Origin of the sequence: Streptomyces sp. BoleA5 (assembly GCF_000373665.1) — a bacterium.
Classification (GTDB): Bacteria; Actinomycetota; Actinomycetes; order Streptomycetales; family Streptomycetaceae; genus Actinacidiphila.
Window position 1 is genome coordinate 1 of sequence record NZ_KB892124.1, and the last position, 13827, is coordinate 13827.

At 74.5% G+C, this 13827-nt stretch carries 12 protein-coding genes; 6 read left to right on the forward strand and 6 right to left on the reverse strand.

The features are described 5' to 3' along the window. Nucleotides 1-291, reverse strand: a 291-nt coding sequence (locus B085_RS50185; protein ID WP_037732761.1) for an ADP-ribosylglycohydrolase family protein, incomplete at its 3' end; no start/stop codon positions are given. 417 nt (nucleotides 292-708) lie between these two features. On the opposite strand from B085_RS50185, the gene B085_RS0129795 reads away from it, so the two are divergent. Further along, complete coding sequence (locus tag B085_RS0129795) at nucleotides 709-1989, forward strand: VWA domain-containing protein (protein ID WP_018562263.1); 1281 nt, start codon at nucleotides 709-711, stop codon at nucleotides 1987-1989. Beyond that, a complete protein-coding gene (locus B085_RS0129800; protein WP_018562264.1) occupies nucleotides 1989-2885 on the forward strand; it encodes a hypothetical protein in 897 nt (298 codons plus the stop codon). Before B085_RS0129795 ends, B085_RS0129800 begins: the two co-directional genes overlap by 1 nt. A 62-nt stretch (nucleotides 2886-2947) precedes the next feature. On the opposite strand, the gene B085_RS0129805 is transcribed toward B085_RS0129800, so the two are convergent. The 3 genes from B085_RS0129805 to B085_RS0129815 form a co-directional block, all read right to left on the reverse strand. Further along, nucleotides 2948-3385, reverse strand: a complete 438-nt coding sequence (locus tag B085_RS0129805; protein ID WP_018562265.1) for an ankyrin repeat domain-containing protein — start codon at nucleotides 3383-3385, stop codon at nucleotides 2948-2950. 10 nt (nucleotides 3386-3395) lie between these two features. Next, entirely contained in the window at nucleotides 3396-4496 is a 1101-nt protein-coding gene (locus B085_RS0129810; protein ID WP_199789250.1) for a WD40/YVTN/BNR-like repeat-containing protein, read from the reverse strand. Between the two features lie 250 nt (nucleotides 4497-4746). Continuing rightward, entirely contained in the window at nucleotides 4747-6081 is a 1335-nt protein-coding gene (locus B085_RS0129815) for a hypothetical protein (RefSeq protein ID WP_018562267.1), read from the reverse strand. A gap of 272 nt (nucleotides 6082-6353) precedes the next feature. Between B085_RS0129815 and B085_RS0129820 the strand changes: the two genes are divergently transcribed. From B085_RS0129820 to B085_RS0129830, 3 genes are all read left to right on the forward strand, one after another. Continuing rightward, the gene (locus B085_RS0129820; protein ID WP_018562268.1) at nucleotides 6354-7316 is read left to right on the forward strand and encodes a hypothetical protein; all 963 of its coding nucleotides are present in this window, start codon (nucleotides 6354-6356) and stop codon (nucleotides 7314-7316) included. Between the two features lie 55 nt (nucleotides 7317-7371). After that, nucleotides 7372-8919, forward strand: a complete 1548-nt coding sequence (locus tag B085_RS44230) for an APC family permease (RefSeq protein WP_018562269.1) — start codon at nucleotides 7372-7374, stop codon at nucleotides 8917-8919. A gap of 103 nt (nucleotides 8920-9022) precedes the next feature. Then, complete coding sequence (locus B085_RS0129830) at nucleotides 9023-10981, forward strand: primary-amine oxidase (RefSeq protein WP_018562270.1); 1959 nt, start codon at nucleotides 9023-9025, stop codon at nucleotides 10979-10981. Between the two features lie 58 nt (nucleotides 10982-11039). On the opposite strand, the gene B085_RS0129835 is transcribed toward B085_RS0129830, so the two are convergent. After that, a complete protein-coding gene (locus B085_RS0129835; RefSeq protein ID WP_018562271.1) occupies nucleotides 11040-12044 on the reverse strand; it encodes an aldo/keto reductase family protein in 1005 nt (334 codons plus the stop codon). Nucleotides 12045-12264: 220 nt separating this feature from the next. Continuing rightward, nucleotides 12265-13128, reverse strand: coding sequence for a DUF6528 family protein (locus B085_RS0129840; RefSeq protein ID WP_018562272.1), 864 nt, complete (start codon nucleotides 13126-13128; stop codon nucleotides 12265-12267). Between the two features lie 69 nt (nucleotides 13129-13197). Between B085_RS0129840 and B085_RS44235 the strand changes: the two genes are divergently transcribed. Next, the gene (locus B085_RS44235) at nucleotides 13198-13812 is read left to right on the forward strand and encodes a GNAT family N-acetyltransferase (protein WP_018562273.1); all 615 of its coding nucleotides are present in this window, start codon (nucleotides 13198-13200) and stop codon (nucleotides 13810-13812) included. Nucleotides 13813-13827: the final 15 nt, after the last annotated feature.

A 13827-nucleotide genomic window follows, 5' to 3' on the forward strand; every position in this document is an offset into this window, starting at 1 on the left:
CTGGAAGCCGGCGGCGATCGCGTCCAGGGCCTCGGGGCCGCGCAGGTCCGCCCCGGTCGCCGCCACCTGGGCGACGCAGACCTGCATCTGGGTGTCGTCGGAGTACTCGCCCGGCTCGTACGGACCCAGGCCGCCGCCGATCATCCGCGGCCGCTGGTCCTCACGCAGCGTCGCCTTGAACTCGTACGGCACACCCAGCGCGTCGCCCACGGCCGCGCCGAGCAGCACCCCGGCGGCCCGGTCGGCGGCGCGTGCGTCCAGGTGGGGATGGGGTACGGGGGAGTGGGCCACGGGCGTCCTCCAAATGATCCGGCGGCACGTGCGGGACGGGGCGAACGGCGGGTGCCGGGGCGAGCGCGGTCCTGGCCGAACGCGGCGGCTCCGGGGCATCCCGGGGCTGCCGGTTCGGAAGGGATCTCCGGCGTGATGCCACGTCAGCCTTCCACGGCGCCCCCCTTATCGTCAATAGGACACTATGGGTTCGGGAGGCGGATCGGGCGCGGTCCCGCAGGTGGCGGCGGCGGGGTGGCCGTCCGATGTGACGGCACGTCAGTTCGGTCGGCCGAGCCGGATGAGAGGGGTGACGGCGGACGCCCGCTGGTCCGCGCCGTGTCCCGGGCCCGAGGCACGGGCCGCTTCGGGGAGGGCCAGGGAGGAGCGGCCGGGGCCGAGTTGGGGGCGGCGGCGGATCTTCCATAGGATCCGCCAATGATCATAAGCAAACGGCTGGCGGCGGGGCTCTGCGGCCTCGCGGCCACCCTCGCCACCGCGCTCTTCCCGGCCGCGGCGCCGGCCGCCGCGGACGACGGGCCGGAGACCGCTCCCGAGCCCCCCAAGGTCGAGTTGGTGCTCGACGTCAGCGGTTCGATGCGCGCCAGCGACATCGACGGCAGGTCCCGCATGTCGGCGGCCAAGCAGGCGTTCAACGAGGTCATCGACGCCGTACCGGACGAGGTACGGCTCGGCATACGCACCCTCGGCGCCAACTACCCCGGCAAGGACAAGAAGGTCGGCTGCAGGGACACCGAGGCCCTCTACCCGGTCGGCACCGTCGACCGCACCGAGGCCAAGACGGCGGTCGCCACCCTCGCCCCCACCGGATGGACGCCGATCGGCCCCGCCCTGCAGGCCGCGGGCAAGGACCTCGCCGGCGGCGACGGCACCCGCCGCATCGTGCTCATCACCGACGGCGAGGACACCTGCCAGCCGCTCGACCCCTGCGAGGTCGCACGCGAACTCGCCGCCGAGGGCACCCACCTGGTCGTCGACACCCTCGGCCTGGTGCCCAACACCAAGATCCGCGAGCAGCTCAGCTGCATCGCCGAGGCCACCGGCGGCACCTACACCGCCGTCGACCACGCCGACCAGCTCTCCGACCGCATCAAGCAACTCGTCGACCGCTCGGCCGACAACGTGGTCGTCACCCCCACCGTCACCCAGGGCGCCGACCGCTGCGGGGACGCCCCGCTGCTCGGGGCCGGCGTCTACAGCGACCGCGAGGCGTTCACCGAGCACCGCTGGTACCGGGTGAGCGTCACCGACGGACAGGAACTGCGCGCCTCCGTCAGCGTCGGCGCCGACCGCGCCGTCAACCGCGACTACGGTGTCCTCGTACGGGCCGTCACCAGCGGTGGCCGGGAACTCGTACGGGGCTCCGAGGCGAGCAGCGGACGCACCGACGTCATCTCGTCCGGCCTGCGCTACGCCTGGCCCGAACGCGACGACTCCGACGCCGCGACCGCCCGCACCGTGTGCATCGAGGTCAGCAACTCCTTCTCCGCCCCCGACGCCGTCAAGCGCACCCCGGGCCTGCCGCTCGAACTCAGCGTCGACCTGGTCTCCTCGCCCGACGAGCCCTCCGACGTCGCCTCCTTCGGCCTGGGCCGCGGCTGGTGGCTGCTGGCGCTGATGGTCGTGACCGGTCTGGTCGCCGGTGTGCTGTGGGGCTGGATCTCGCGCTGGCGCGTCGCCGTCTGGAGGACCAACTGATGCGTACCATCCGAACGGCGCGCCGGGCGGCCGCCGTACTGCTCGCCGGTGCGGCCGTGTTCGCGGCCGGAGCGGGCACCGCCGCGGCCGACGACGCCACGCCCAGCCCGGGCGCGAGCGGCACCGGCGCCACCGAGGAGACCGTCCAGCCCGGCACCGGGTTCCGCACCGCGGGCAACCTCCGGCCGGGGGTGCGGACCACCCCGGCCAGTGCCTCCACCGGTGACTACCTGTACTGGGTGTTCCCCGCCGCCGCGGGCGAGGTGCCCACGGTCTCCGCGACCGTCACACTGCCGGAGGCCGCGACCCGGCACGGCAGCCAGACCTGGCAGCTCGACGTCTACGACGGCCTGCGCCGCCGTCAGGCGTGCGCCTCGGGCAAGCCGACCAGGACGGCGTCAGCGCAGGACACCCAGCTGGAGCTGAGCTGCCGGCTGCGCAGCGTCCGCGCGTGGTCCGAGGCCTGGGCCGACGACCCGCTGCCGGGCGCCTACTACATCCGGCTGACCGTGCTGCGGCTCCCGGACCAGGACCTCGGTCTGCCCGTCCAGGCGCAGATCGGCACCACCTCGACGGACGCGGGCGGCTCCAAGGCCGTCGACGGTGAACTCGCCGCCCCCCTCACCCCCGTCGCCAAGGCCGGGGCCACCCTCGACCCCAATGCCGTGCCCTCCGCCTCCGTCACGGAGGAGTCCGACGAAGCGGCGGACGGCGAGGCCGACCCCAGCGCCTCCCCGGTGCCGGCCGGTCTGGCCCAGCCCGAGGACGGCTGGGGCGGCGGCTGGTGGTCCGACCGCTGGATCTGGACCGCGGCCGGAGGCGTGCTCGCCGCGCTCGCGGGCGTCGCCGGCTACAGCCTCACCCGTGGTCGGGGACGCGTCCGCCCGGTCGCCTGACCCGCGGGACCGGTCACGCGCCGGTACGGAGCCCCGGAGGCTCCGTACCGGCGCGTGCGTGTTCACCCCTGCCCGGCGGGCGCCCTCCGCGCCGCCGCCGCCGCGCGCAGCAGCTCCGCCGTTCCCGGGTGCGGGCCGCGTTCCGCCCATTCCAGTGGGGTGAGCCCCGTGCCGTGGTCCTCGCGCAGCCCGGGGTCCGCGCCGTGGGCCAGCAGCTGACGCACCGTCTCCTCGTCGCCCCAGCAGGCGGCGGCGCACAGCGGTGTGCCCTCATCGCCGTGGCCGCTCTCGGTGTCCGGCCGCGCTCCCGCCGTCAGGAGCGGCGCGGCCACTGCTGCCGCGCCGCTCACCGAGGCCGCGTAGAGCGGGGTCGTGCCGTCCCGGTCGGCGTGTTCGGGGGACGCCCCCCGGCGCAGCAGTTCCCGGGCGGTACGGAGGGCGCCGCTCCCCGCCGCGGTCACCAGGGCCCGGCTGAGCTTCTTGCGGCGTCTGCGGTTCACCGGGAGCAGGTCACGCGGTGGCCGCCCCGCCGCGGCCGATCCCCAGGCGGGCGACGCGGCCCTTCTCGCCGGCGGCCCAGCAGCCCAGGTCCGGGGCGCAGTCGACGGTGTCGTAGGACCCGGTGGCGAACGTCCGCCAGGTCCGGCCCCCGTCCAGGCTCAGGTCGCTGCCGGACGGGCCCACCGCGATCGCCGCGCGCGAGGAGTGCGGCAGCCAGGTCACGCCCGAACGGTAGGCGGTGGGGGGACGTCCGGAACCGGACCAGGTCGCGCCGCCGTCGCGGGACACCGCGGCCGCCTCGGGGGAGGCCTGGTCGGGGCGGTAGTCCCCGCCCACGGCGATCCCGTGCCGCGCGTCGCGGAAGGCCAGTGCGAACACGCCCTTGGCCGGGTCGCCGGCGGGCAGCGTGGACGCCGCCACGGTCCAGGTCAGCCCCCGGTCGCGGGAGTGCAGGACACGGGCCTGCGACGCCCCGCCGGTCGCCAGCCACACGTCGCGCGGGCCCCGGCTCACCAGGCACTGACCGCTCGCCGCGAAGGAGGCCTCGCCGGCGAGCGCGGGCGGCATGCCGGCGGAGGGCAGCACCCGCCAACTGCGGCCCCCGTCACCGGTGGACAGCATCCGGTACCTGCCGTCGACCGGGTCGCTGACGGCGAGGCCGTGCCGGTCGTCGAAGAAGGTGACGCAGTCGTAGAAGGCCCGGGGGTCGGTGTTGCGGAACGTCTCCGTCCAGGTCGCGCCGCCGTCCTGGGTGCGCAGCACGCGGGACGCCTCGCCCTCGCCGATCGCCAGCACCACCGCGCGCCGCGCGTCGAACGCCTCGATGTCACGGAACTGCAGTTCGGCGGCACCGGGCGGCGACACGTCCGCCCAGTGACGTCCGCCGTCCACCGTGCGCAGCACCGTGCCCTCGGAACCGGCCACCCAGGCGGTGTCCCTGCCGACCGCCGCCAGCCCGCGGAAGCGCGCCGAGCTGCCGGTCTCCTTCAGTTCCCAGCGCGGACCGGGCCGTTCACCCGTCGCGCGGGCCGGGACCGCCGTCAGCGCGGCGAGCGCCGCCCCGCACAGCACGGCCGTCCACACCCGTCTCATCGTCCCCATCGGCGTCATGGCGCGGCAACCTAGCCCACCGCGCGGCACCGCACCAGACCGCCTCCGGCGCACCGCGCCCGCCACCACCACGCCGACTGCGGTCCTCTGGCCCGGGGTTCGCACGCGGGGCGCCGGACGGCCTCGTGGAGCACGGCCGGATCGCGGTGAGCGCGGCCCCCGAGCACGTCACCCGGGCCCGCTGCCGGCGGCGGGCCCGGGTGACCCGCGCCGCGACGGCGGCACCGGTCGGTCCGGCAGGGACGGTTCGTCAACGGGCCGCCGACAGCGCCGTCCTGGCCTGCTCGACGGCGATGGCCACCCGGGGGGACCCGCAGTCCCGGGCGAGTTCCACGGCGTCCCCCGTCAGGGCGCGGGCGGTGCCGAGGTCGCCGGTCAGGGCGCGGGCGAGCGCGGCACGCGCGGTGTAGAGCGTGCGGTCGCGCCGGTAGAGGGGATCCTGGATCGCCAGCGCCTTCTCCAGCAACGGGGCGGCCTCCTCCGCACGGCCGAGGTCCAGCAGCGCGATTCCGCTCTGCGCGCACAGTTCCGCCTCGTCGAACCAGTAGATCCACGAGGGGTCGTCGTCGCCCGGCGCGGTGTCCAGCAGCCGCCCCGCCTCCTCCAGCGACCGGCGGCACGCCGAGTCCTCGCCGAGCCCCGCGTGGGCCCGGGCCCGGCGGGTGGCGAGCATCGCCCGGGTGCGCGAGGTCGCCCCCGCCGCCACGGACTCGGCGGCCCGGGCCGCGGCGAGGGCGTCGTCGTGGCGGCCCGCGAACACGGCCTGGAGGCTCATTCCCGCCCACAGGTTGGCGGCCTGCGGGCGGTCCTCCGCGCCGTGCGCGAGGCGCAGTCCGGTGAGGAAGTGCCGCTGGGCGGCCCCGTGCCGTCCGCAGTCCGTGGCGGACCAGCCGCCCAGCTGGGCCAGCCCTGCGGCGGCGCGCAGCAGACGTGCGTCGAGTCCGTCCCGGCACGGCCCCCGGCGCAGCAGGTCCAGGGCGATCCGCAGATCGGCCTCCACCCGGTGCCGCACGGCCGCGCCGCCGAGCCGGTCGTCCAGTCGGCGCAGGCCGAGCACACCGCGCTCCAGCCACGCCACGGTCTCCTCGTCGGCCGCCGGCCCCTCCCGGCCGGCGACCGCTCCCGGGCCGCCCTGCGACGGCCCGCTGCCCCGCGCGCCGTCCGTCGCGGCGCTCCAGTCGCTGACGGCGTCGAGGAACCGCCGTCCCTCCAGCACCGGGTGGCTCCGCGGATCGCGTCCCCCGCCGTCCAGCAGGGCGTCCAGCGCGTCGAGACCGCCCGCCCGGGTCCACGGCAGCCCGTCGGGGATGCCGTCGAACGTCGGTAACCAGCCGGGCCACGGGCGGGCGTCGACCTCCCGCAGCGGTACGCCCAGCGCCCGGGCGAGGGCGCGCTGGCTGTCCCTCTCCGGCACCACGCCCCAGTGTTCCCAGCGCCACACCTTCTCCCGCCGGGCCGCCATGGGCACGCCCAGGGCACGGGCGTTGTCGGCGACGACCCGAGCGAGGTCCTGGTAGCTCCAGCCGTGGCTGCGCCGTACGGACGCCAGGGGATGAGGCGGTGCCGGCGCGGTGTCGTCCGCCACGGCGATGCTCCTTCGTCTCATATTCGTACGTTCGAATATCAGGCGCGGCGTGTGCCGCGCAGGCGATCGCCGCGATCCGTCCCGTTCCGTGTCCCGCGGCGCCCGCCCGTGCTCGGACACACGTGCGGGACTACATCGAGACAACAGAACCAGACTTGAAGTGGACCTGCTCATACCGCTTGGCTTTGTGTGATCAAGCGATCACCGGACGCCGAACGGGAAGCCCCGCCCCGGGCCGGACCTCACGTGCGCGCCGTGGAGGCACCCCGAGGATGACTCCTCCTCCACCCCCGTTCGGTTTCTCCCGCTCCCGGGACGACCTGCGGTTCGATCCTGCCCTGGACGACGAGCCACTGGCCGACGCCCGCGCCGCGCTCGCCCAGGGACGCTGGACGGCCGCCCGCAGCCTGCTCGCCGAGACCGGCGACGACTGGGACCGCCGCGGGCACCGCCTGGTCGTCCTCGGCGAGGGCGGCGCCAGCGCCACCTGGGCCCGCGAGTGGCAACTCGCCGAACCCGGCAGCTCCGACGCGGCCGCGCTGCTGGCCTCCGCGACGGTGTTCCGTGCCGTCGCCGGCAAGGAGAAGCCCGAACAGGCCCGCGAGGCCTGCCTCGCCGCCGCCGCGCTCACGCCGGCCGACCCCACCCCGTGGCTCTGCCTGCTGATCCTGGCCCGCCACACCGGCAGTGACGACGAGCAGATACGCGCCTTCGACCAGGTCCGCGGCCGCCATCGCAGCCACCACCACGGGCACCACCTGATGACGGCCTGCCTCGCCGAGCGCCCCCAGGCCGCGGACGGCGGCGCCTTCCACGAGGTGTACGAGTTCGTGGACTGGGCCGTCGGCGAGGCGCCCGCCGGCTCGCCGCTGGCCGTCCTCCCGGTCGTCGCGCACGCGGAGCTGTACCGCGTCCAGGCCACCGCCGGCACCCTGCCCGCCGACCCCGCGGCCTCCGGGCACTGGGACGGATGGCGGGCCCGGCAGGCGCTCAAGCGGGGCTTCGACTGGTGGCTGGAGTTCGACGGCGACGGGCACGACCACCCGCGCCTCCACCTCGACCTCAACTTCCTCGTCCACGCGCAGTTCCTGCAGGGCCGCACCGCCGAGGCCGCGGCCCTGTTCAACCGGATCGGCGTACACGCCACCCGCATCCCGTGGGCCTATCCGGACCGCGACCCCAAGAAGGCCTTCCGCGCCGCGCGCGAGGCCGTCCTCGGCCCCGGCTCCCCGTAGGGCCCGCTCACATGACGCACCAGCACACCATCACCCCTCCAAGGAAGGAACCATCATGCTGACGGGCAACAACCCTGGGATCAGCACGTTCAAGGGCGAGGAGAGAGCCCTGCGGGCCGACCGGCTCGGCATGCCCGGCCTGCTCCTGTCCGTGGTCGCCGCCAACGCCCCGCTCATGGTGGTCGCGGGCGTCATGCCCACCGCGTACGGAGTCATGGGCATCATCGGGCAGCCGCTGCTGTTCGTGATCCTCGGCTTGGTGCTCATCCTCTTCAGCGTCGGATACGCCGAGATGAGCCGCCATGTGCACAACGCGGGCGCCTTCTACGCCTACATCGCGCGCGGCCTCGGCGGCACCGCGGGCGCCGGCGCGTCGCTCGTCGCGCTCGTGTCCTACAGCGCCCTGCAGTTCGGCGTCTACGGCCTGTTCGGTTTCGAGATCTCCGGACTGTTCGAGACCTACCTGCACACCACGGTCGCCTGGTGGATACCGGCGGTCCTGGGCGTCCTCGTGGTCGGCGCGCTCGGCTGGCTGAAGATCGACCTCAACGCCAAGGTCCTGGGCGTCCTGCTGCTGATCGAGATCACCCTGGTCGTCATCTTCGACGTCGCCGCCATCGGCAACCCCGGCAAGGAGGGACTGTCGCTGCACGCCTTCGACCCGGGCACTCTCAGCGGCGCCGGGCTCGGTACGGCGCTGTGCCTGTGCATCGCCGCGTTCGTCGGCTTCGAGCAGCCCCCCGTCTACGCCGAGGAGACCAGCCGGCCGCAGGTGCTCGTCGCCCGGGTGACCTTCCTCGCCGTCACCTTCGTCGCGGTCTTCTTCGCCATCAGCTCCTGGGCGCTGAGCGTGGCCACCGGTCCGTCGCAGATCGTCGGCCAGTCGCAGAAGCAGGGTCCCGGGCTGCTGTTCGGGCTCAGCGAGTCGATCATCGGCGCCACCTTTACCGACGTCCTCCACGTCCTGTACGTGACCGGCATGTTCGCCTGCCTGCTCAGCTTCCACAACGTCGTCGCCCGCTACGCCTTCGCCATGGGCCGCGAGGGCCTGCTGCCCCCCGCCTTCGGGCGTACCAACCCCAAGAGCGGTGCCCCCGCCCACGGTTCGCTGCTGCAGACCGTCATCTCCCTCGTCGCCGTCGTCGCTTTCGCCGTCACCGACAGCAGCGGAGCCGCCGACCACGACCCGACCGCGCCCGTGCTCAAGCTCTTCACCTGGGGCGGCAACGTCGGCGCCCTGGGCATCATCGTGCTGCTGGCCACCACGGCCTTCGCGGTCATCGGCTACTTCGTCCGGCGCGGCGCGCTGCGCACCCAGGCGCCGAGGATCGCGGCCTCCGCTCTGGCGGGCATCGCGCTGGTCGTCATCGCGGTCTACGCGGTCAAGGACTTCGACGTCCTGGTCGCCGGCGCCGGCTCCGCCGTCTCCTGGGTGCTGCCCGGCATCATCGGTGTCACCGTCGTCGGCGGCCTGGGCTACGGCCTGGTCCTGCGCTCCACGCGTCCCGAGATGCACGCCCGCATCGGCCTCGGCAACGAGGCGTTCCGGATCGAGCAGGCCCGGGAGACCACGGACACCGAAGCGGAGACCGCCGCCTCCTGACCCCGGCCGGCTCGTCGCCCCTGCGGCCCGGGGGCGGCGGGCCGGTTCCATGTCCGTAGCACCCGTCCGCGCAACGACCAACGTCCACAAGAGGGTTGTCCCGATGTCCTCCTGCTGCCACACCGACGCAGACGCCGCGCCCGCCGCACCCCACCCCCTCGACCCGCTGACCGCCGACGAGATCTCCGCCGCCCGCCGCATCCTGACCGAGGAGGGCAGGGTCACCGACGCGACCCGCTTCCCCCTGGTCCTCCTCGACGAGCCCGACCGGCACACCGCCGACGCCCATCGCGACGGGGACCCCGTGGTGCGCCGGCTGCGCGTCACCCTCCTCGACTCGGTCACCGGCGCCGCCGCCGAGGCACTGGTCGACGTCACCGCGGGCGCCGTGGTCGCCCATCGCGCACTCGACACCGAGCAGGAGGGCCAGCCGCCGGTCACCTTCGAGGAGTACGAGATCGTCGAGCAGGTCGTGAAGGCCGACCCCGGCTGGCGCAAGGCCATGGCCGACCGCGGCGTCACCGACCTCGACCTGGCCGTCGCCGCGCCACTCGGCGCCGGCCCGCTGCGCTTCGAGGACCGCCCCGGCGCCCGCCTGATGCGCTCCCTGACCTGGCTGCGCTGCGACGCCTCCGACAGTCCCTGGGCGCACCCGGTGGCCGGGCTCGTCGCCGACGTCGACGTCATCGAGCGCAAGGTCGTCCGCCTCATCGACACCGGCGCCGTGCCCATTCCCACCGAATGCGGCCGCTACGAGGCCGAGTTCAACGGCCCGGCCCGCACCGATCTGCGCCCGCTGGAGATCACCCAGCCGGAGGGGCCGTCCTTCGCCCTGAGCGGCCGGCTGCTGACCTGGCAGAAGTGGCGCTTCCGCATCGACTTCAACGGCCGCGAGGGCCTGGTCCTGCACCAGATCGCCCACGAGGACGGCGACCGCGTCCGTCCCGTGCTGCACCGCGCCTCCCTGGCCGAGATGGCCGTCGCCTACGCCGAGCCCGGCGACGACCGCAACTGGGTCGCCTTCCTCGACGCCGGAGAGTACTCGCTGGGCCGCAACGCCAACGCCCTGAAGCTGGGCTGCGACTGCCTCGGCGAGATCACCTACCTCGACGCCGTCCTCTCCGACGACCTCGGCAACCCCGAGACGCTGCCCAACGCCATCTGCATCCACGAGGAGGACTACGGCCTCCTGTGGAAGCACACCGACATCTTCAACGACATGGCCGCCGAGAGCCGCCGCGCGCGCCGCCTGGTCGTCTCCTACATCGCCACCGTGGGCAACTACGACTACGGCTTCTACTGGTACTTCCACCAGGACGGCACGATCGCCTTCGAGGCCAAGTCCACCGGCATCGTGCAGACCTCGGCCGTCGAGCCCGGCACCGCCGACGCGGTCGGCACGGAGGTCGCGCCCGGCCTGCTCGCCCCGTTCCACCAGCACCTGTTCTGCGTACGGCTGGACGCGGCGGTCGACGGCCACGCCAACACGGTGGAGGAGGTGGACGTCGTCCCCGTCCCGAGCGGACCGGACAACCCCAACGGCAACGTCTTCACCACCCGGGTGACCCCGCTCGCCGACAGCGCCGAGGGCGGCCGCCTCGCCGACCCGCTGGCGGGCCGCCGCTGGCGGATCACCAACCCCGGCTCCCTCAACCGCATGGGCAAGCCCGTGGCGTACACCCTCGTGCCGCAGCCCGGCCCGGTCGTGCTCGCCCAGCCCGACTCGGCGGTCGCCCGGCGCATGGCCTACGGCACCAAGCACGTGTGGGTCACCCGGCACCGCCCCGAGCGGCGCTTCCCCGCGGGCGACTACCCCAACCAGAACGCGGGCGGCGCCGGACTGCCCCTGTGGACCGCGGCAGGCGAGTCGCTGGAGGACACCGAGCTGACCGTCTGGCACACCTTCGGCCCCACCCACCTGCCGCGGCTGGAGGAGTGGCCGGTCATGCCCGTCGACCACAGCGGGTTCACCCTCAAGCCGACCGGCTTCTTCGACCGCAACCCCTCGCTCGACCTCCCCAAGGAGACCCCGCGGGGCGAGGGCCACTGCCACACCGCCTGACGTGCACGCGCGCCCCGGCCCCGCGGTCCGTGCGGACCGCGGGGCCGGGGCGCACCGCTCAGGAGCGGTGCGGAGGGACGTTCTCGTGGACCCGCTTGGGGTCGGTCTCGGCGACCGGCTCCAGGATCTCCTCGATGCGCGCCATCAGCTCCTTCTCCAGGACGACGCCCGCCGCCTCGGCGTTCTCCGCGACCTGCTCCGGGCGGGAGGCGCCGACGATGGCCGCCGAGACGTTGGAGTTCTGCAGCACCCACGCCACCGCCAGCTGGGCCAGGGACAGCCCGGCCTCCGCGGCGAGCGGCTGGAGCCGCTGGACGGCGTCGAGCACGTCGTCGCGCATCCACCGCGAGATCATGCCCGCGCCGCCCTTGTCGTCGGTGGCACGCGAGCCCGCCGGGGGCTCCTGCCCCCGCCGGTACTTGCCGGTCAGCACACCCTGCGCGATCGGCGAGAAGACGATCTGGCCCATGCCCAGTTCCTCGCAGGCCGGGATGACCTCGCCCTCGATGGTCCGCCACAGGGCGTTGTACTGCGGCTGGTTCGACACCAGCGGGATGCGCAGCTCCCGCGCCATGGCGTGGGCGCGCCGGATCTGCTCGGCCGGCCACTCGGAGACGCCGATGTAGAGGGCCTTGCCCGAGTGGACGACGTCGGCGAACGCCTCCATCGTCTCCTCGAGCGGGGTGTCCACGTCGTACCGGTGCGCCTGGTACAGGTCGACGTAGTCGGTCTGCAGGCGGCGCAGCGAGCCGGCGATCGACTCCATGATGTGCTTGCGCGACAGCCCGCGGTCGTTGCGGCCCGGACCGGTCGGCCAGAAGACCTTGGTGAAGAGCTCGATGCCCTCGCGGCGCTCGCCCTTCAGCGCCTCACCGAGGACGGACTCGGCACGCGTGCCCGCGTAGACGTCGGCGGTGTCGAAGCTGGTGATGCCGACGTCCAGTGCCGCGCGCACGCACGCCGTGGCGGCGTCCGCCTCCACCTGCGAGCCGTGGGTGAGCCAGTTGCCGTACGCGATCTCGCTGATGACCAGGCCGCTACGGCCGAGATGGCGGTATTCCATGGGAGCGAAGCCTCCGGTGGCGTGTGCGTGGGTGCCGGTCGGCCGGGTGCTGGCGCACCGGGGCCGGCCGGGGGCGCGGCGCCCGGTCGGGCGTCGGCCGCAGGAAAGGTGGCAGGGGCAAGTACATCTGATCATTACATGCCCGGGTTGCGGCCCGGGGGCGGGTCCCCGCCCCGGCCCGCTCTGTCGCGACCCGGCGGCCCGCCCCGTCGCGTCCGCCTCAGCGGAAGTCCGGGGTCCACAGGCGCACCGTGGCGAACTCCGCACCGGGACGGGTCCGCGCGTACTCCGGCGTTCCGTCGGCGTCGAGGAACTCGACCGTCGGCCCGCCCCGGCCGCGGGGCCCCGCCGCCTGCGAACGGGCCCGGATCCGCGTCCCGGTCGGCTGGCTGGTGTACGCGCTCACCCCGCTCGCCCCGTCCACCTGCCGGTACCTGCGCGTCGCGACGTCCAGCCGGTACACCCCGTAGGTGTCGGTGAACCACAGCGCCCCCGGCTCGCCGTACACCGGCTGCAGGTCACGGCCCTCGCCCTCGAAGCGGACGGCGCTGTGCTCCGTCAGCGTCGTCGCCGCGCCCCTGCCCGACACCGTGTAGCGCACCAGCCGCCCGGCGCCGATCGCCCACAGCGCCCCGTGCTCCGGGTCGTACAGCACACCGCGCGCCCTCGGCAGCGGCACCGTGCGGAACGGCGTGCTCTGCTTGGTGTCCGCGTACAGCCGCAGCCGCCCGGGCGCCCCGGAGGCCACCACGATCACCCCGCCCGGGATGCGCTCGATCGCGTGCGGGCTGTCGGCCGGGGTCACCGTCTGCCACACGATCGCCCCGGTGTCCTCGCGCACCATCGCCGCCCGGCCGCCGGACGCGGCCACGAGCACCACCGGTCCGTACGCCTGCGTCCTGCGCAGCCGCACGTCCGACAGGTGCTGCCAGCTCGTGCCGGCCCCGCCCGGCGCACTCCAGCGCCAGGTCACGGCGGAGGCCCCCGACCAGTCGGCGGCCTCGGGGTCGAAGACCAGGACGCCGTTGCAGGACTGGTCCGCCGTGGCGATGGGATGGCTCTTCCGCGCGGCGTGCCGCGTCATGTCGTGCCCCCGTACGTCGTTGACGTGCCAACGAATATTCGGAGGATAGCGACGGCGGGTGCTGCCACGATGGGCCGCGTGACCGTACCGCGACCGAACGTCCACGCTTCGCCCGTATGGGAGATCGCCCCGCTCGCCGTTGACGACCCCGTCTCGAAGGACTTGCTGTGGAGGTACTACGACGACATCGTCAGCCGCTACTACGGCAGGCCGATGACCCGGGGGGAGATCGACGACCTGCTCACCGAGCACACCAGTGACGACCTCTCCGGCGCCTGCGGGCGCTTCCTCGTCGGCCGCCACGGGGGCCGCCCGGCCGGGTGCGCGGGCGTCCGTCTCCTCGCCCCCGGCGTCGCCGAACTCCGCCGTGTCTGGGTCGCCCCGGCGGCCCGCCGCACCGGCGGGGCCGCGCTGCTGGTAGGGGCGGCGGAGCGCGCGGCGCGCGATCACCTGGGCGCGGGCGTGATCCGCCTGGACACGCGGGCCGATCTGGTCGAGGCACGGACCCTGTACGCGAAGCTGGGCTACCGCGAGATCGCCGACTACAACGGAGAACGCTACGCCGACCACTGGTTCGAGAAGCGTCTCGGACCGGACCCCGGCGCGGACTGCGGCCCGGACTCCGGCGCGGACTTCGACCCGGACTTCGGCGCGGACTTCGACCCGGACTTCGGCGCGGCATAGGCCCAGGCTCGCGGC

Coding starts and splice junctions, on each gene's coding strand:
- B085_RS0129840 (WP_018562272.1), bottom strand. CDS start 13,128: ATGACGCGGCACGCCGCGCGGAAGAGCCATCCCATCGCCACGGCGGAC.
- B085_RS0129820 (WP_018562268.1), top strand. CDS start 6,354: ATGACTCCTCCTCCACCCCCGTTCGGTTTCTCCCGCTCCCGGGACGAC.
- B085_RS44230 (WP_018562269.1), top strand. CDS start 7,372: ATGCTGACGGGCAACAACCCTGGGATCAGCACGTTCAAGGGCGAGGAG.
- B085_RS0129795 (WP_018562263.1), top strand. CDS start 709: ATGATCATAAGCAAACGGCTGGCGGCGGGGCTCTGCGGCCTCGCGGCC.
- B085_RS0129800 (WP_018562264.1), top strand. CDS start 1,989: ATGCGTACCATCCGAACGGCGCGCCGGGCGGCCGCCGTACTGCTCGCC.
- B085_RS0129830 (WP_018562270.1), top strand. CDS start 9,023: ATGTCCTCCTGCTGCCACACCGACGCAGACGCCGCGCCCGCCGCACCC.
- B085_RS0129835 (WP_018562271.1), bottom strand. CDS start 12,044: ATGGAATACCGCCATCTCGGCCGTAGCGGCCTGGTCATCAGCGAGATC.
- B085_RS44235 (WP_018562273.1), top strand. CDS start 13,198: ATGGGCCGCGTGACCGTACCGCGACCGAACGTCCACGCTTCGCCCGTA.
- B085_RS0129810 (WP_199789250.1), bottom strand. CDS start 4,496: ATGACGCCGATGGGGACGATGAGACGGGTGTGGACGGCCGTGCTGTGC.